Source organism: Rahnella sp. AN3-3W3 (assembly GCF_003263545.1).
Classification (GTDB): domain Bacteria; phylum Pseudomonadota; class Gammaproteobacteria; order Enterobacterales; family Enterobacteriaceae; genus Rahnella; species Rahnella variigena.
Genome location: NZ_JYDG01000016.1, coordinates 1 through 17,446, shown reverse-complemented (window position 1 = coordinate 17,446; position 17,446 = coordinate 1). Strand labels below are relative to the sequence as shown.

Sequence of the window (17,446 nt, the reverse complement as noted above, 5' to 3'; positions counted from 1 at the left end):
CAGCCATCTGAAAACCCCCACGTAATCTTTGCTGATGATTAAGCGTATCTACTTTTATTAATTTCTCCACAGGCAATAGGATTAATATTAAGTATTTTAGTTAAGATGTGACTCATAGAGAAAAAAACGGCGGGTATTAAGTAAAACTCAAAAAGAACTTAATTCTCACTCAACAACAACACACCACTCAAGCAACTGAATAGTAATGTTTTTATTTGCTAATTTGTGATATGTAATTTTGCCATCAGTGCGATTGATGACGACAGTAAAATAAACCAACACACACCATTTAAAAAGTAATCACATTTTTTATCTTAGTCACTTTTATTTATATCTCAATGTGATTTGCTGGTTTTTAATTCCGCAACGATTATATCCACCAGCAGCAAACGGCTGTTGATGTATTCAATTAAACTTTAGGAAACCATTATGCCTACCAGCAGAATTATTCAGACCGATGAATTGACCAAAGCCTCTTATACTAAAGACGGTTTTGAACCGGCTACAGAAACAGAGAAATACAGCTATACCTCTGCACGTGTGACTAAACCGGTTTATAACAAATACAATACAGCGAATAAGCCTAAAGTATTTGGCTATTATACAGACTGGTCACAATATGATGGTCGTTTACAAGATCCAGAAATAGAAGCAGATAAAAGGGGGCGTGGTTTTGATCTCGCGAATATTCCACCAACCGCTTACGACAAAATCATTTTTGGTTTCGTCGGCATCGTCGGCGACCAGGGTGAGAAAGCGATTACCGTCGCCAAAGCCGCACAGGACCTGGGCAAAACCACCCACCAGGCGACGTTCCTGGATCCATGGGGTGACTTCGGCTCTTCCGTTAATAACAATCTCGACAATCCGGGCTGGGTTGAACTTTCTCCGGCCAGCGCGACACAAGCCAATGTAAAAGGTTTGATTGGCGGCTTACGTGACCTGCAAAAACGCGCAAAAGCGGTCGGTCATGATCTGGTGCTTTCCATGAGTATTGGTGGCTGGACATTAAGTAACGGCTTCCACAACATGGCGAAAACTGCAGACGGGCGTCAAATTTTTGCGAAAAGCGTGGCAAACCTGTTTACCCGCTTCCCAATGTTCAGCGAAGTGGATATCGACTGGGAATATCCGGGGAATGCCGGGAATAACAACCCGTATGATGACAATGATGGCGCCAACTACGCCCTGCTGATTGCTGAAATCACCAAAGAAATGGCGGCTATCAAGCGCTCTGATGTGAAAATCAGCATCGCCAGCTCCGCCGTCGTGGCCATTCTGGAAAAATCCAATGTTCCTGCCCTGCTGGCCGCCGGTCTGCATGGCGTCAACCTGATGACGTATGACTTCTTCGGCACGCCGTGGGCGGAAAAACTGACGCACCACACCAATCTGCATGCACTGGTTGAAGGCGGCTGGGGCATCGACACCATCATTGATTACCTGCTGGCAAAAGGCTTCCCGGCTGATCGCATGAACGTTGGCTATGCGGCTTATTCCCGCAATGCGCAGAATGCGGTACTGGAAAGCTATTCTCCGCTAGAAGGGACTTATACCCCTGATGCAGGCAAAACCACCGTCGGAACATTCGAAAGCGGCACCACCGAATGGTACGACCTGGTAAATAACTACCTGGATCTGGAAAATCAAAAAGGACGAAATGGTTTCCAGGTTTATACCGATCAGGTAGCAGATGCCGATTATCTTTATAACAAAGACAGCGGCATTTTCATGTCGATTGATACCCCGCGTACCGTGCGGGAAAAAGGTCGTTATGTGGTTGAAAAAGGCCTGGGTGCGCTGTTTACCTGGACTATCGATCAGGACAACGGCCTGCTGGTGAATGCCGCACGTGAAGGCCTTGGTTGCACTATTCAAAATCAAGTTATCGACATGGCGCCGCTGTATTTTGAAGGGGTTAACATCAGTGGTCAGGTACCGGATGATGAAGTCCCAGCAGAAAGTAATGTGGCACCAACTGGTGATATTGCCCTGCAGGTGTTCAGCGGCTCGAAAGTGCGTCTGAGTGCAGCGGGTTCTGCCGACCGCGACAACGACAAGCTGACGTATAAATGGACCGCGCCAGCTGCCATTGCGCTGTCTTCTTATAGTGCTGTGTCCGCAGACTTCACCGCGCCTGAGCTGGTCAGTAAAGCTGACTTCAGCTTCAGTCTGGTCGTGACTGATGAGCATGGTGAGAAATCATCGTCCAAATCCATCACCGTGACCGTTCTGGGCAATGCAGCTGTTCAACCAGAACCAACACCGGAGCCAACGCCTGAACCGACACCAGAGCCGACTCCGGAACCAACGCCTGAACCAACGCCTGAACCAACGCCTGAACCGACACCAACTCCATCTCCGGCCGGCAAATATGCCACCTGGGAATCCAGCAAAGTGTACAACACTGGCGATAAAGTCAGCCTGAACGGTAAAGATTATCAGGCCAATTACTGGACTCAGGGCAACCAGCCGGGCAAAGCCGAATTTACCGGCGAATGGTCACAGTGGAAGCAAATCTGAACCTCGTCAGACCTGAGATAAATCTCGTCAGACCTGAGATAGATCTCTTCTGACCTGTAATAAACCTCTTTTGACCTGTATAAAAAATCTCACGGGGCCTTGTGCCCCGTTTTTTTACTCAGGAGTGTGCTCACCAAGCACCTGCTTTTCAGTAAGAAAATCTATAAACACCCGCACTTTTGGCAGCATATGACGGCTGCTCGGCCACACCACGAAAATTTTCCGCCTTCTTTCAGATAATCTTGCAGCACCGCCACCAGTTCTCCGGACTCAATATATGGCCGTACGATAAATTCCGGTACATAGGCCAGTCCCAGTCCCTGCAAGGTAGCCTGCAAAATCGATTCCAGATTATTGCTGCTCAGCGCCAGCGGCAGTTCAGGCGGCGTCACGCCAGTCATCTCCCATTCCTGCCACTGTCCGCTGCCCGGTAACCGGTAACGCAGGCAGGCGTGCTGATAAAGATCGTCAGGTCTTAGCGGCGCCGGATGGCTGGCGAAATACGCCGGACTTCCTATAATGGCAAACCGGAACGGCCCGAGGCGGCGTGACATCATCTGTGAACTGTTCAGTTCGCCGCTGCGGATGGCGATATCAAAGCCTTCGTCGATGACATCTGCCATCCGGTCACTGAAATCCAAATCCAGTTCGACATCGGGATAACGCTGACGAAATTCCGGCAGATGCGGCAACAACATGCGGTATCCAATAGCGGGCGCGGTAATGCGTAATTTTCCGCGTGGCTCGGCAGAAATTCGCACCAGTTCCTGCTCCGCCTCTTCCAGTTGCGAAACGATTTGCTGGCAGCGTTCGAAAAATAGCTGGCCTTCATCGGTCAGGCTGATGCGCCGCGTGCTGCGGTTGAATAGCCGCACGCTGAGTTTTTCCTCCAGCCGCGCCACACTTTTGCCAACCGCCGAGGCCGAAATCCCCATGCGCTCCGCCGCCGCCGCAAAACTCTGGCTCTGCGCCGCGCGGACGAAGGCCAGCAGGCCGTTGAGGTTCTCCATTTTCCCTTCCCGTCTATTAGAGCGTTTTAGTCCTTAATCATCGGACTTACGACCTGTTTCCGCAAGATTACAGACATTTTATCATCATTTTTATTCTCAATTGTCGGAAGCAGCCATGAACTCATTAACAGCCCCCTCAACGGGCAGCCTGCGCGTTTTGTTTACCGTATGTCTGGCGGCGGTGATTTTGCCGCTTAATTTTGTCAGCGGTGCAGTAGCAACGCCTGCTATTGCCCGCGAACTCAGCGGCAGTGCGCAGGCGCTGAGCTGGATAACCAATTCATTTATGCTCACTTTCGGCTGCTTTCTGATGGCCGCCGGTGCGCTGGCCGATGAACTGGGGCGTAAAAAAGTGTTCATCAGCGGTGTCTCGCTGTTTGCGTTGCTGTCGTTATTGCAGGCTTTCAGCAGCAATTTGCTGTGGATTGATCTGCTGCGCGCCGCACAAGGCATCGCGGCGGCGGGCGCACTGGCGGGCGGCGCGGCGGCTCTGGCACAGGAATTCGACGGCGCAGCGCGTACCCGGGCTTTCAGCCTGATGGGCAGCAGTTTTGGCATCGGGCTGGCCTTCGGTCCGTTCCTCGCGGGCGTGCTCATCGCCCACTTCGGCTGGCGTGCGGTGTTTTTCTCCGCGACGGTGATTGCAGCTCTGGCGCTGGTGAGCGGTGCCAGTAAAATGCGCGAAACCCGTAATCCGCAGGCGACGGGTATCGACTGGCCGGGTACCGTCTCCTTCACCGCCATGCTGGCATTGCTGACCTGGGCGCTGATGGAAATCCCGCAATCCGGTCTGCAAAGCGTCCGGGTACTATCGCTGCTGGCGGGTGCGGCGCTGTTACTGGCCGTTTTTGTCATGGTGGAGCATCGCGTAAACAACCCGATGCTCGACTTATCGCTGTTCCGCTATATCCGTTTTATCGGTGTGCAGGCGCTGCCGCTGGCGACCGGTTTCTGTTTTGTGGTGCTGCTGGTGATTTTGCCGATGCTGTTTATCGGCGTAGAAAATCTTAGCGAAGAACGGGCCGGACTCATGATGATGGCGCTTTCGGTGCCGATGCTGGTGGTTCCGCTGCTGGCGGCATGGCTTACGCGCCGGGTGTCCGCAGGCGTGTTATGCACCTCGGGTTTAGTGATTGCCGCCGCAGGATTAGGCTGGTTAAGTCAGGCGGTACTGGCGCAGGATATGACCGCGATGATTGCGCCGATGGTAATGATCGGCATCGGTACCGGTCTGCCGTGGGGACTGATGGATGGACTGTCAGTGAGCGTCGTTCCCAAAGAACGGGCGGGCATGGCGACCGGGATTTTCAGCACCACGCGGGTGGCCGGCGAAGGCGTCTCACTGGCGATCGTTGGTGCCATTCTTTCGGCATTAACGCACACCGCGCTGACGGCAAATTTTGCAGGCAGCGCGATCAGTGTTCAGGCGGGGAGTTCCCCGGCAATCAGTCAGGCGGCGCAGCGGCTGGCGACCGGTAATCTCGCCGTGGCGCAACAGCTTATTCCACAGGCCAGCACGGCGCAGCTTCAGCAGATTTATGCCGCTTCACTGCATCCGTTACTGTTATGTCTGATGGCGATTACGCTGTTCTCTGCGCTGGTGGTGCTGCTGGCGCTGCGCGGGAATCATCAGGATGAAACCGATCCCGTACCTGCCGGATGTCAGAAGGATCTGTCGCCGTAATCCGCTTCCAGCACCGGTTTCAGCCGGGCATAAATTTCCTCAATCTCTGCCGGAATATCCACTTTTGCGATAAAGCCCGCTCCGCGCGGGCCATAACCGCCAGGGGCGTTACGCAGACGTGGGATTTCACCGAGCAGCAGCGACACAAACCGTGGCAGCGACCACAGGCTGTGATGCCCTTCTCCGGCAAAACGCAGCCCCTCGCCATCACGTTCCAGCTGAGGCACCAGCACCGGCCAGTTAACAAATGTCACTTCAGGGCGATCGCGCCAGACGTGGCGGAAACTGGCATCGGTGCGCAGTTGCATCAGCGGATCCTGTACCAGCGTGATGTGCGTGGAGCGATCACCGGCCAGATCCAGCACCCGTCGGGCCTGTAAGGCATTGTCGCCACAGTTGGTTGAGGCGGTTTCCAGCAAAATCTGCTTTTGCGGCGCAGCACAGCACTGAACACCAATATCGTTCAGCACTTCGGCCTCACTGCGACCTGATGTATGGATGTGCCGGTAGCGCAGATGCGTCTGTATCGCCTGATACAGCAAGTCAGTGGAATGCCCGATCCCTCCGGCAATCAGCAAACGGGAAATCCGCCCCTGCGCCAGCGCCTGAAACGTCGCTTCGGCGGTCGGCAAAATCGCATTGCCCAGCAGGATCATCAGAGACGGTTCACCTTGCGGTCCCTTTCCTGACGTCTGATCAAAGGCCAGAAAATGCGCCAGCCGGTTCATGTCTTGAATCACATCATCTGAAAACATCAGTAGCTCCGTTGAGCTATCACGAGAAGCAAATTGATAACATCACAAAATCAATGGTTAAAAAACCTCATCGTTTAGTGGTCTTAACGCAATCATTAACAACACAAAACAAAAATAAACAGGATTAAAAATGGATAATTTGTAATTTATAGAATTTTTATCCTTATTAACCAGAATGCTGAAAAGATCCCCTTAAGGTAAATTTATTAACTTATATTTAACCATAACGGCGTTTTTCATCATGCGCATAAGGTCAGGGCTCCGTTCCATTGTGAAGGGAAAACATAACACCCGGCCTGAACGCTGTTAATTACCGGCTTTTTTTGCAGTTTTTTAGCGTTAATTATTGACCACCAGAGGATTTCCACATGCAACGCCGTTGCATGAATACACAACTGTGTAAGCGGTTATTGGGAGTCATCATGGGCGAAAAAAAATCATTATTACTGGCCGGTCTTGCTGCTGCAACGCTGATCTTAGCGGCAGGTGTTCAGGCAGCCGGTACCTTAACAGGGCAGGTAGGCGTTCAGCTGACCATCAGCACCGGTTGTACTGTCGGTAACGGCACATCAACGGGAGGGACCAACCAGTGGGGTACCCTGAACTTTGGTAACTACGCGGATCTGACCAGCGTGATCAACGGGACAGTATTTGGTGCCAATGGCACCGGTGCCGTCACCATCACCTGTAGCACCGGGCTGACACCGACGCTGTCACTGAACGGCGGACTGGCGGCAACCGGCGGGCTGCGGACCATGACATCCAGCGGCAACAGCATTCCTTACCGTCTCTATTCTGACACTGCACGTACCACAGAAATCGCCATCAATACGCCGATTACTCTGACGACGGGCACCACTGCGCAAAATATCCCGATTTATGGTCGTGTGCTGCCTGCTGACCAGACCAGCACCACACCGGCTGCGGGGACGTATAACGATACCGTTGTTGCCACTCTTTCCTGGTAAGGCTGTTTTCCATCAGAGCCGGTTTCGGCTCTGACTGGCTTTTGTTTCAAGGAAGGAAAGATCATGGACATCAAGGTACTGCTGCTATTGCCGGCTGCCCTGCTGGTGTCAATGCAGTTGCGCATTCCATTCAGCCAGGCGGCAACGATAGGCATCAGCGCCACGTTGCTGCCCGCCTGCAATGCGGGAACCACGACGTCCGGCAGCACCAGTTTCGGTACGCTGAATTTTGGCAATTATGCGTCGCTCACCAGCGCAATTAACGCCACCAGCGCGCAACTGGCGGGGTCGATTCGCGTGAATTGCGTGAACGGGCTGACGTATAAAATCGTCATGGATGGCGGCAGCAGTGGCGTTGTTACCGCCCGCAGGATGGTCAATACCACTAACAGCGCACTGACCTTGCAGTACAACCTTTACACCACGGCGGCGCGTACCACCGTCTGGGATAACGTGACCGGTGTGAGCGGAACCGGTAATGGCGCGGATCAGTGGAGCACGGTCTATGGCCGCGTTCCTGCTCAGACCACGCCTGCTGCCGGTGTTTATCAGGATACGGTGAATGTCACCGTATCCTGGTAGAGGTTTTTATGCCTGGCCGTTTGCTGGTGCCACAGGTGCTGCTCATATTGCTGCCCCTGATGTCGTTGCCGCTGATGCCGCTGATAATGTGCAGTTCAGCGCGCGCCGCGACAGCCACCGCCACATTTACCGTCACGGCCACGCTCACCAATGGCTGCGTTTTCGGCAGCTCACTTTCCAGCCCGACCACCAATCTCGGCATCCTCAATTTCGGCTCATTTCCTTCCGTTCCCACCAATGTCGATGTGACCAGCACCTCGGGTGCAGGCTCGGTGGTGGTCACCTGCACGCCGGGCACCACGGTGGCGATTGGTATGGATTACGGCATTCACGGCGGCTCCGCCGCACAACGTTACATGGCCAACAGCGGTGCCACCGCGACGCTTGGCTATCAGCTTTATCAGAACGCCGCACGCACCGTGGTTTGGGGAACCGGCGCGCAGGCGATGACCATCAGCAGCTTTCCCTCAACAACACAAACTTACCCGGTTTATGGCCGGTTGTTTTCTTTCACGACGTCACCCACTGCGGGCACTTACACCGACACGGTAACCGTGACTCTCACTTATTGAATCATCAGGATATGAGCTATGACGACGATGTTCTCACGCATGATGGCTGCCACTACTCTGGCTGTGGCTTTGTTTTCCGGTACGGCGGTTCAGGCCGCCAGTTCGGTGCTGGTGTGGCCGGTCTATCAGATTATCGAATCCGATCAGAACGGATCGGCCCTGTGGCTGGAAAACCGTGGCGCAGAACCGGTGTCTTTGCAGGTGCGCGTGCTGGCCTGGAAGCAGGAGAATTTTAACGAGAAGTACGCCGATCAGACTAACGTGGTCGCCAGTCCGCCGTTCGCCACCGTGCCGCCGGGCCAGCGCCAGCTGATCCGTTTGATCCGCAACACGCCGGTGCCCGCGAATACTGAACAGGCGTACCGCATTATCATCGATGAAATTCCGTCTCCGCTGAACAATGCCGGTGAAGGCAAAGACAAGGCGGTAGTCGGGCTGCAATTGCAGATGCGTTATCTCCTGCCGCTGTTTATGGATGGCGGCAGTTTATGGACCAACGAACGTCCTGATATGAAACGCGATGAGTCAACGGCGACCCGCCCGATCCTCACCTGGCGTTCGCTATCCGAAGGCGGCAAAACCTATTTGCAGGTGCGCAATACCGGCATTGTCCATGCGCGTCTGAGCAACGTGTTCTGGTCATCCGCTGGCAATCAGAAGCAAGGAGTCAAAACCATGGTCGGCGGTTTTATGGGGTATGTATTGCCGGGGCAGCAGATGCGCTGGCCGGTGCCAGCAGGCGTCACGCCGGGCGCACAGCTCAATGCGCAAATTGCCGATAACACCAAACCGATTGTCATTCCACGCGGCGAATAACAGCAGGAGCCGCCACGGATGCCAAAAAGATCGCTTCCCGGTGCAGGTTGTCAGCGTGTGCTGATTTTCCGGGGAAGCCTGTGCCTGTTGTATCTGAGCGCCTTCGGCGCGCAGGCACAGGAATATTCGTCACTGCCCGATGCCCCGCGAGCGGCACCGGTGGTGACCGACGCCATGTTTTATCTGTCGATTGTGGTCAACGGCCAGACAGATAATCAGGTGGTGCCGGTGACGTATCGCAATAATGCCTATTTCGTGGAAGCCGGTGTACTGGCAAAAAATCACATCCACATTAACGGTCAGCAGGGGCTGATCAATGTCGGCGAATTGCCGGACGTTAAAGCAAAATACGATTCAGCCACCCAGCAACTGGTGTTAACCGTGCCGGACGCCTGGCTGCCGAACCAGAAGGTCAGCGGCGATCCGCTGATGAACTACACGCCGTCGCAAAGCAGCACCGGCCTGCTGTTTAACTATGACTCGTACTACACCGACCCGCCGGGTGGTTCTAAATCTATCGCCACCTGGATGGAGCAACGTTTATTCAGCAGCCTCGGATTGCTCACTAATACCGGCACTTACCGCTATAACATCGACGGTTCGGGCAATAACGAAAATGGCGGCAGCACCGCGCAGGACGGCTATCTGCGTTACGACACCTTCTGGCGCTTTACCGACGAAAAGAACCTGATCAGCTATCAGGTCGGGGATTTCGTCAGTGACTCCCTGACCTGGAGTAATTCGGCGCGCATGGGCGGTTTGCGTATCAGCCGCAACTTTGCCGTTCGCCCGGATCTGGTGACTTATCCGTTGTTGCAGTACAGCGGTACAGCGGCGGTACCAAGCACGGTGGATCTGTTTCTCAACGGCTATAAGGCCAGCAGTAACAACCTGAATTCCGGGCCGTTTACGCTGACCAACGTGCCGTATATCAACGGTGCCGGTGAAGCGACCATTGTCACCACCGATGCGGTCGGACGTCAGGTTTCAACCAGCGTGCCGTTTTACGTTTCCAACACCCTGCTGCGTAAAAACCTCAGCGATTTCGATTTCTCGCTCGGGGCGGTGCGCAATAATTATGGCGTCACTAACGGCGATTATTCGGATGCCGCATTCAGCGGTATTTACCGTTACGGGCTGAGCGATTATCTGACGCTGTCCGGTCATACCGAAATCGTACAAGGTCTGGCGCTGGGAGGATTAGGGGCAGATGTGGCAGTGGGAACCTGGGGAACGCTGAGCGTTTCCGGCAGCCAGAGTAAGGCCGATCATCCGCCGGTCAGCAGCGATAATCAGACAGTTACGCAGGATAATGACAACAACGGGCAGAGGCCGGGCATCCCGAATTCCAGCGGCGAAATCGAAAATCCCCTCGGTGAGAATATCACTGACAAAAAGGATGGCAGCCAGTACACGCTGGGTTATTCCTACTATTCGACGGTGTTCAGCCTCTCGGCGCTGCGTTCAAAACGCACGGTGGGTTATCAGGATCTGACGTCGTACACCAGCGACACGCGATTAAGTCGTCAGGCGGATCAGGTGACGTTCAGTACCTCGCCGTTTGGGCCGTCGAACGGCACGATGGGCATCGGCTATTACGACGTCGAAGCCTATGACAATTCCCATACGCGCCTGGTGAATTTCTCCTACAGCCGCTCGCTGTGGGGACAAAGCAGCATGTTTTTATCTCTCAACAAAACGCTGGGCGACAGCGGCTATAGCGCGCAGCTGCAATTTATCATTCCGATTGGCACCAATATCAACATGAATGCCGGTGTGCAGCGTGACAACGCAGGCAATTATCAGGAGCAAATCGGCGCCAGCAAAGCCACGCCAACCGACGGCGGACTCGGCTGGAATCTGGCCTACAGCGGCGGCAACAATCCGTATCAGCAGGCTGATGCCACCTGGAAATCACGCTTCGCCACGATTCAGGGTGGGCTCTACGGTAATCAGGGCGATTACACCAACTGGGCTGACTTAAGCGGTTCAATCGTGTTTATGGCCAATGACTGGTTCCTCTCTGACAAGATTAATGACGCCTTTATCGTGGTCGATACCGACCATTACGCCGACGTTCCGGTACTTTTCGAGAATCAGAAAATGGGCAAAACCGACAAGAAAGGCCATCTGCTGATCCCGACCGTCAGCTCGTATTATCCGGCCAAAGTGGAAATCGATACCCTGCCGCTACCCGCCGACGTGGTTGCGAATAACGTCAATGACCGCATCGCGGTGAAACAAGGCAGCGGCGTGGTGGTGAAATTCAGCGTGGAGAAAGTGCTGTCGGCCAATATCACCCTGCACGACGCCGCCGGACAACCGCTCAAGCTGGGCACACTGGTTACAGAGCAAAATACGCAGCAAACCACCGTCACCGGTTACGACGGGCTGGTGTACTTCTCGCATCTGAAGGAAAACAACGTGCTGACTATCCAGCAGGAAGATCATTCAGTCTGTCGGGTCAGCTTCACGCTGAACCCTGATCGCCACAGCATAGAGCAGGTGGGGCCGCTGTCATGTCCGGGTGGCAAAACAGGCGCATCAGCAGGAGATAAATCATGAGAATGTTCAGGCAGTGGATACGCCAGGGATTGCTGCTGATGCTGTTGGCGGGCGTGTCATCGCAGGCTTTTGCCGGCTGTACCACGGCGGCCACCACCATCACGCTCGGTACCCAAAACTCGTTTGCGGTCAGCACTTCACCGCTGGTGACTTCTGGCAGCAGCGGCTTAAGCTGCACAGGCCCCTTACTGAGTATCGGCGGCACCAACACGATAACCGCGACCATTGGCGCCACACTTCATCCCAGCGGCACGCAGCCCCGCCTTTACAGCGCGGCAACCGGCCAGTATCTGCCTTACAACCTGTGTAAAGACAGCAGTTGCGGCACGGTGTATAACCAGGGCGATGTGATTACCTGGAGCAGCACGACAGCCCTGGGATTACTGGGATTGTTCTCCGGGCCGAATGGCACGTTACCGCTGTATGTGATGCCCAAAACCTTGTCCAATCTGGCAGCGGGTACCTACACCGATACCATCCCCATCGCCTGGACGTGGAACATCTGCTCGGTGGCCGTTGGCACGTTGTTGTGTATCGCCGATACCGGCAATGTCAGCGGTTCCGTCAACCTGACGCTTAACGTCACCAACTTTTGCTACATCGACAGCGCGCCGAACGTAGGTTTTGGCAGCGCTGCCCTGCCTTCCGGCCTGACTACCGTTGTTGCTAATACCATCAGCGTGCGCTGTACGCTGAACGCCAGTTATTCCGTTAATCTCACCAGCAGCGTAGCGGCATCCGGCCAGTACCGGCAGATGGCCTCCACCGTCGGCGGCACCACCAGTTATCTGCAATATCAGATATTTAAAGGCGACAGCACGGTGTGGACGGCGGCAACTAACAGCAGCGCGACCGGTACAGGCACATCACAATCGTTTCCGTATACGGCTTCCGTGAATTTGTCGCAAAGTAATCAGCCCGCCGGAAACTACAGCGATACGGTGACAGTAACCGTGACGTATTAACGAGGGAGGAAACAGAACCGGTGCAGCGAATGCGCACCGGTTTTGGAACAGAAAATCTTAAAGTGCTTTCAGCGTTTTGACGGTGGCATCCACATCAATTTCATCTTCCGTAAACACATAAGTGCTGTTCTGGAAGGTGGTGATCAGCAGCTTTTTCATGGTGCGTGTTTCTGCTTTCTTCTCTTCTTCCTGCGGGCGGATACGGTTCATTAGCAGGCCCACGGACAGCACGGCGTTTTCTTTGTCGATCTTCGACTCTGCCGGTACTTCTTCGTTAAACGCCAGGAAGGACTTGATGCTGGTGATTTTGATGCGCTCACCGGCGATAAAGATGTATTTGCTCTCCGGCTCGACTTTCACCGCAAAGGCGGAAAGGCCTTTGTTATTGGTGGTCGGCTCGAAAGTGACTACAGCATCTTTTTTTAATCAGCTCAGGGTTTGCAACTTTAATCACGTGGAAATAACGGTTATCGCCGTTTTCATCTTTGATAAAACCGAAACCTTTATCTTCAAACCAGGTTGTGATTACGCCGTTCATCGCTTACCGCCTAAGTAATTATCTATTCAACATGTCAGTTTTTGCAGGGCGGCAGTGTAAAGCAGAATGAGGATAAAGTCCTGTGCTTTACTGCCCGATACCCTCAGTTTATATCGCTTTTCGGAACGTCAGATTAAATCGGTAGGATCCGGTCAGCGGATGCTCGCCCGCTTTCAGCGGCAACACGCCATGATAACGCAGCCGCGACGGGCCGCCCCACACCACAATATCGCCATGCGTTAACTGCACGCGCTGTGTTTTATCGCTGCGCTCCATGCCGCCAAACTGAAAAACAGCCGGTAAACCCAGCGAGACAGAAACAATCGGCTGGCCGAAATCGTGCTCGTCCTTGTCCTGATGCAGGCTCATTTTAGCGCCCGGCTGATAACGGTTGATGAGGCAGGCGTCCGGCTCAAATCCCGGGAATCCCGCCTGTTCTGCCGCTTTCACCGCCATAGCGCGAAACAGTTCCGGCATCGGCGGCCATTGCTGATGGCTTTCGGGCGACGTCGCCTGATAACGGTATCCGGCTTTATCTGTCACCCAGCCTACATCCCCGCAGTTGGTCATCGCCACCGACATCGCATAACCGCCGGGCGTCGCGCGATACTGAAAAGGTACCAGCCCGGCAATACGGTCGATTTCCGCCAGCAACGCCACATCGTCTTGCAGCGCAGCACCGCGTAAAACTACCGCGCCGGGACACAAGTCTTCACGCCAGTTCGGGTGAAAATCCGGGTGATCGAAAAGATCCAAATTCATAACCGCCTCCGTTCATGCGTATCAGTTAAGTATAACGGATGTGGCCAGACAGTCATGGACGCTGCCAGCGCGCGGCCAAAAAGTCGAGCAGCGCCTTCGCCGCCGGACCGGTACGCCGGTTGGGTCGCACACAATAAACACCGGTTTCCCGCCCTGTCCATTGCGGCAATACCTGCACTAAATCCCCTGCGGCAATCGCCGCCGCCATGGTGACCGCGGAATGAAACGCGATGCCTTGACCATCAATACACAGCCGACGCGCGGCATCGGCGTTATCCACTTTGACCGATCCTTTTGGCGCCAGTATTCGCTCTTCTCCATTCGACTCTCTGGCATTCGATCCTTCAGCATTCAAAAATAGCCGCCAGAGCACACCATCCTGACTGGCGGAAGAGACAATACACTCATGCTCGTGAAGATCTTCCGCGCTCAACGGCGTGCCGCGTTTTTTCAGATAAGCCGGAGCCGCCACCAGGATCCGCCGGTTATCCAGCATCTTGTGTGCAATCAGAGAAGAATCCTTCAGGCGACCAATCCGGAACGCCAGCATGATGCCTTCTGACACCAGATCAACGTAGTCATCGGTCAGACGCAGATCCAGCTGCACCTGTGGACAGGTCGCCAGAAACTCGCTCAGATAAGGCACGATATGGGTATGACCGAACGCCACCGGCGCGCTCACGACCAGCACGCCATAAGGCAGCGTCTGTTCATCACGCACCATTCCGGCAGCATTATTAAGCTGCAACAGCGCCTGATGGCATTCGGCGTAATAGCGTTTGCCGGTTTCCGTCAGCGACATCGCCCGCGTGGTGCGGTTCAGCAGCGTGGTGCTCAGTTCCTGTTCCAGCATTTTAATAAAACGACTGACAGAAGAAGGAGTAATGCCCAGCGCGCTGGCGGCACGGACAAAACTATGATGTTCAACCACCGCGACAAAGGTTTGTACCAGATGCAGGGACGGCGCGTTCATTATTGCTCTCAGCGAATGAATGAATGTTATTTCCGGCTATTATCAGGAAAATTAAGCATGATTAGAATGATTCTTTTTTGAGGAACCCTTCCATGAAAACGCCATCTGCCACCTTATTTCGTGAACTGCATCTGCAACAAACTCCGCTGAAATTACCCAATGCCTGGGACGCAGGCAGCGCGCGCCTGATTGAAAGTCTGGGGGCGACAGCCATTGCCACCACCAGCGCGGGCGTCGCCTGGTCACTGGGCTATCGAGATGGCAACCTGTTGCCCGTTGAGGAATATGTCGCACGCGCGGCATCGATTTCTCGGGTGATTTCAGTGCCGTTGTCTGCGGATATCGAAGGCGGTTACAGCGATATTCCGGCGACGGTTGCGCTAACCGTCTCACGATTTATGGATACGGGCGTGGTGGGTATCAATATTGAGGACGGCGCAGGCAATCCGCATGTGTTGTGCCGGAAAATTGAAGCCATCAGAACCGCCAGCGCCCGCTGCGGTGTAGATCTTTATATCAATGTGCGCACCGACGTTTACGCACGCAATTTGGTTCCTGCTGGCGAAAAAGCAGCGGAGGTCATCATGCGGGCTCAGGCTTACCGCGACGCCGGAGCCGACGGCATTTTTGTCATCGGGCTGGCGGAGGCAGAAGAAATACGCGCCATTGCTGACAGCACGGATCTGCTGCTCAATGTGGCGGTCTGGCCGGGACTGCCGCCGGTCAGCGAGCTTGCAGGCATTGGCGTACGCCGCCTGAGCGCCGGTTCCTGGTTGCCGCAAACGTTATGGGCGCACAACGCGCAGTTAGTCAGCGGGTTCCTGCAACACGACGAAATGACGCCTATGCTGGAAAAAGCCGCGCCATATTCAGAAATTAATGCGATGTTTTAATGACTCAGATAACGCCTGAACCGGAGAGATAAATGAATTCCACAGCCAGCCCCGACAATGTCACGCAACCGCGCCCGGCAGTTCTGCATATTCTATGCGGGAAAATAGCCTCGGGGAAATCCACCCTGTCCCAACATCTGGCCAGCGCGCCTTGCACCGTCGTGCTTAATGAAGACCAGTGGCTTGCCCATCTTTATCAGGATGAGATGCACTCTTTAGCGGATTATGTCCGCTGCTCGGCCAGACTCAGACAAGCCATTGCCCCGCATGTGATTTCACTGCTCAGGGCCGGTGTCTCGGTAGTGCTGGATTTTCCGGCTAATACGGTGCCGAACCGTCAGTGGATGATGAGTCTTATCACGGGATCGGGCGCAGACCATCAGCTGCATTATCTGAACGTACCGGAAGAAGTGTGTAAAGCCCGGCTGCGGGCGCGCAATCAGGCCGGAACACATCAGTTTAGCGTCACCGATGAGCAGTTTGAGCTGATATCCCGTCACTTTGTCGCACCGGAACCGGAAGAAGGTTTTCACGTGATCAGACACGATTAAGCTTCCACCTCTGACCGTCCCGGAACAGGATTATTGTCGGGGCGTATCGTTTCAGCTAAGGTGCTCTGACAGGCCGCAAGGTCATAAAGAATATCTGAAAGGAGAACGAAATGAGTCGGGAAATCAATAAAGACACGCAGTTGTGTATGTCCCTTTCCGGTCGTCCGGGAAATTTCGGCACGCGTTTTCATAATTACCTCTATCAGGCGTTAGACCTGAATTTTGTCTACAAAGCTTTCTCTACCAAAGATATCGAAGCTGCGGTGAAAGGCGTCCGCGCACTGGGCATTCGTGGGTGTGCCGTGTCGATGCCGTTCAAGGAAGCCTGCATCCCTTTCCTCGATGAACTGGATCCTTCCGCCACCGCCATTCAGTCCGTGAATACCATCGTCAATGACGACGGCTTCCTGCGCGCGTACAACACCGACTATATTGCGGTCGCCAAATTGCTCGACAGCTATCAGGTACCACGCGACGCCGTTTTTGCCCTGCGCGGCAGCGGCGGTATGGGCAAGGCGGTGGTCGCGGCCATCCGTGATGCCGGATTCAAAAAGGGCTATATCATTGCCCGCAACGAAGCCAATGGTCGTGCGCTGGCAGAAGAATATGGCTATGAATGGAAAGCCGAAGTGGATGATTTACCGGTGGATATGGTGGTGAACGTCACGCCAATCGGTATGCCCGGCGCCGCAGAAGCCGATTCTCTGGCGTTTGAAAAGCAGGTCATCGACCGCGCCAGCACCGTTTTCGACGTGGTCGTCGCGCCGGGTGGAACACCGCTCATCCGCTATGGTCGCGAACAGGGTAAAAAAATCATTACCGGTGAGGAAGTCGCCGCATTACAGGCCGTCGAGCAGTTTGTGCTGTACACCGGCAAACGCCCGTCTGATGAGCTGATTGAAAAGGCAGCGGCGCACGCACGGGGCTGATTTCCGGTCAGAACGTAAAAAGCCTCTCATATGGGAGGCTTTTTTACCCTTAATAATATCCAGGTTACGTAGTATCAATATTTAAATAAAATTAATCCTCGCTGAAATTTCGCATACATTAATGTGCTTTCATTATGAATCAATGATAAGTTCATCTTTCGCCAGATTAAACCGCAACCACCCGTTATTTATTTCAATAATTCATATTTATTAAAATAGCCATTCAAATAAGGCGTACTGACTGCGTTCTCATTACCATGGGAAATTACTTAATTAAATAATACAGGATTATTTAATAATCTTGATGAATAACAGGATGGTCGCTCCGTTTATTAAAACGCATTCACAACGAAAAAGAAT

At 53.9% G+C, this 17,446-nt stretch carries 14 protein-coding genes and 2 pseudogenes; 11 read left to right on the top strand and 5 right to left on the bottom strand.

The genetic code is table 11. The annotated features are described in order from the left end of the window. The first annotated feature begins 429 nt into the window (after positions 1–429). On the top strand, positions 430–2,523 hold the full coding sequence (locus tag UC15_RS07085; protein WP_112287780.1) for a glycosyl hydrolase family 18 protein: 2,094 nt from the start codon (positions 430–432) through the stop codon (positions 2,521–2,523). Positions 2,524–2,637: 114 nt separating this feature from the next. On the opposite strand, the pseudogene UC15_RS07080 reads toward UC15_RS07085, so the two are convergent. After that, positions 2,638–3,533: pseudogene (locus UC15_RS07080) on the bottom strand (LysR substrate-binding domain-containing protein). 115 nt (positions 3,534–3,648) lie between these two features. Here UC15_RS07080 and UC15_RS07075 point away from each other — a divergent pair. Then, positions 3,649–5,217 carry an MFS transporter gene (locus tag UC15_RS07075; protein WP_112287779.1) on the top strand — a complete coding sequence of 523 codons (1,569 nt, stop codon included), beginning with the start codon at positions 3,649–3,651 and terminating at the stop codon, positions 5,215–5,217. On the opposite strand, the gene UC15_RS07070 is transcribed toward UC15_RS07075, so the two are convergent. After that, positions 5,196–5,972 (bottom strand): YdcF family protein, encoded by a 777-nt coding sequence (locus tag UC15_RS07070; protein ID WP_112287778.1) that lies wholly within the window; start codon positions 5,970–5,972, stop codon positions 5,196–5,198. The genes UC15_RS07075 and UC15_RS07070 overlap by 22 nt on opposite strands. A gap of 368 nt (positions 5,973–6,340) precedes the next feature. Between UC15_RS07070 and UC15_RS07065 the strand changes: the two genes are divergently transcribed. From UC15_RS07065 to UC15_RS07040, 6 genes are all read left to right on the top strand, one after another. Further along, positions 6,341–6,940 (top strand): spore coat U domain-containing protein, encoded by a 600-nt coding sequence (locus UC15_RS07065; RefSeq protein WP_232829834.1) that lies wholly within the window; start codon positions 6,341–6,343, stop codon positions 6,938–6,940. A gap of 63 nt (positions 6,941–7,003) precedes the next feature. Next, entirely contained in the window at positions 7,004–7,522 is a 519-nt protein-coding gene (locus UC15_RS07060) for a spore coat U domain-containing protein (protein WP_112287776.1), read from the top strand. A 59-nt stretch (positions 7,523–7,581) separates the two neighbouring features. After that, positions 7,582–8,094: a spore coat U domain-containing protein gene (locus tag UC15_RS07055; protein WP_232829835.1), complete on the top strand. Its 513-nt coding sequence runs from the start codon at positions 7,582–7,584 to the stop codon at positions 8,092–8,094. A gap of 18 nt (positions 8,095–8,112) precedes the next feature. After that, entirely contained in the window at positions 8,113–8,910 is a 798-nt protein-coding gene (locus UC15_RS07050) for a molecular chaperone (RefSeq protein WP_232829833.1), read from the top strand. An 18-nt stretch (positions 8,911–8,928) separates the two neighbouring features. Further along, on the top strand, positions 8,929–11,475 hold the full coding sequence (locus tag UC15_RS07045) for a fimbria/pilus outer membrane usher protein (RefSeq protein WP_112287774.1): 2,547 nt from the start codon (positions 8,929–8,931) through the stop codon (positions 11,473–11,475). Further along, complete coding sequence (locus UC15_RS07040) at positions 11,472–12,440, top strand: spore coat protein U domain-containing protein (RefSeq protein WP_112287773.1); 969 nt, start codon at positions 11,472–11,474, stop codon at positions 12,438–12,440. Before UC15_RS07045 ends, UC15_RS07040 begins: the two co-directional genes overlap by 4 nt. A gap of 57 nt (positions 12,441–12,497) precedes the next feature. On the opposite strand, the pseudogene UC15_RS07035 reads toward UC15_RS07040, so the two are convergent. From UC15_RS07035 to UC15_RS07025, 3 genes and pseudogenes are all read right to left on the bottom strand, one after another. Beyond that, positions 12,498–12,978: pseudogene (locus UC15_RS07035) on the bottom strand (cold shock domain-containing protein). 108 nt (positions 12,979–13,086) lie between these two features. After that, on the bottom strand, positions 13,087–13,740 hold the full coding sequence (gene alkB / locus UC15_RS07030; RefSeq protein ID WP_112287772.1) for a DNA oxidative demethylase AlkB: 654 nt from the start codon (positions 13,738–13,740) through the stop codon (positions 13,087–13,089). Between the two features lie 52 nt (positions 13,741–13,792). Beyond that, the gene (locus UC15_RS07025; RefSeq protein WP_112287771.1) at positions 13,793–14,713 is read right to left on the bottom strand and encodes a LysR family transcriptional regulator; all 921 of its coding nucleotides are present in this window, start codon (positions 14,711–14,713) and stop codon (positions 13,793–13,795) included. A gap of 92 nt (positions 14,714–14,805) precedes the next feature. Between UC15_RS07025 and UC15_RS07020 the strand changes: the two genes are divergently transcribed. The 3 genes from UC15_RS07020 to UC15_RS07010 all read left to right on the top strand — a co-directional run bounded on the left by UC15_RS07020 (position 14,806) and on the right by UC15_RS07010 (position 17,086). Further along, positions 14,806–15,606: an isocitrate lyase/phosphoenolpyruvate mutase family protein gene (locus UC15_RS07020; protein ID WP_112287770.1), complete on the top strand. Its 801-nt coding sequence runs from the start codon at positions 14,806–14,808 to the stop codon at positions 15,604–15,606. Positions 15,607–15,638: 32 nt separating this feature from the next. After that, complete coding sequence (locus tag UC15_RS07015; protein WP_112287769.1) at positions 15,639–16,157, top strand: ATP-binding protein; 519 nt, start codon at positions 15,639–15,641, stop codon at positions 16,155–16,157. A gap of 110 nt (positions 16,158–16,267) precedes the next feature. Further along, positions 16,268–17,086, top strand: coding sequence for a shikimate 5-dehydrogenase (locus UC15_RS07010; RefSeq protein WP_112287768.1), 819 nt, complete (start codon positions 16,268–16,270; stop codon positions 17,084–17,086). Positions 17,087–17,446: the final 360 nt, after the last annotated feature.

Excerpts from the sequence above, each read along its gene's own strand:
- alkB (WP_112287772.1), bottom strand. The coding sequence starts at position 13,740 with ATGAATTTGGATCTTTTCGATCACCCGGATTTTCACCCGAACTGGCGT.
- UC15_RS07075 (WP_112287779.1), top strand. The coding sequence starts at position 3,649 with ATGAACTCATTAACAGCCCCCTCAACGGGCAGCCTGCGCGTTTTGTTT.
- UC15_RS07015 (WP_112287769.1), top strand. The coding sequence starts at position 15,639 with ATGAATTCCACAGCCAGCCCCGACAATGTCACGCAACCGCGCCCGGCA.
- UC15_RS07085 (WP_112287780.1), top strand. The coding sequence starts at position 430 with ATGCCTACCAGCAGAATTATTCAGACCGATGAATTGACCAAAGCCTCT.
- UC15_RS07070 (WP_112287778.1), bottom strand. The coding sequence starts at position 5,972 with ATGTTTTCAGATGATGTGATTCAAGACATGAACCGGCTGGCGCATTTT.
- UC15_RS07025 (WP_112287771.1), bottom strand. The coding sequence starts at position 14,713 with ATGAACGCGCCGTCCCTGCATCTGGTACAAACCTTTGTCGCGGTGGTT.
- UC15_RS07010 (WP_112287768.1), top strand. The coding sequence starts at position 16,268 with ATGAGTCGGGAAATCAATAAAGACACGCAGTTGTGTATGTCCCTTTCC.
- UC15_RS07020 (WP_112287770.1), top strand. The coding sequence starts at position 14,806 with ATGAAAACGCCATCTGCCACCTTATTTCGTGAACTGCATCTGCAACAA.
- UC15_RS07060 (WP_112287776.1), top strand. The coding sequence starts at position 7,004 with ATGGACATCAAGGTACTGCTGCTATTGCCGGCTGCCCTGCTGGTGTCA.
- UC15_RS07055 (WP_232829835.1), top strand. The coding sequence starts at position 7,582 with ATGTCGTTGCCGCTGATGCCGCTGATAATGTGCAGTTCAGCGCGCGCC.
- UC15_RS07040 (WP_112287773.1), top strand. The coding sequence starts at position 11,472 with ATGAGAATGTTCAGGCAGTGGATACGCCAGGGATTGCTGCTGATGCTG.
- UC15_RS07050 (WP_232829833.1), top strand. The coding sequence starts at position 8,113 with ATGACGACGATGTTCTCACGCATGATGGCTGCCACTACTCTGGCTGTG.
- UC15_RS07065 (WP_232829834.1), top strand. The coding sequence starts at position 6,341 with ATGCAACGCCGTTGCATGAATACACAACTGTGTAAGCGGTTATTGGGA.
- UC15_RS07045 (WP_112287774.1), top strand. The coding sequence starts at position 8,929 with ATGCCAAAAAGATCGCTTCCCGGTGCAGGTTGTCAGCGTGTGCTGATT.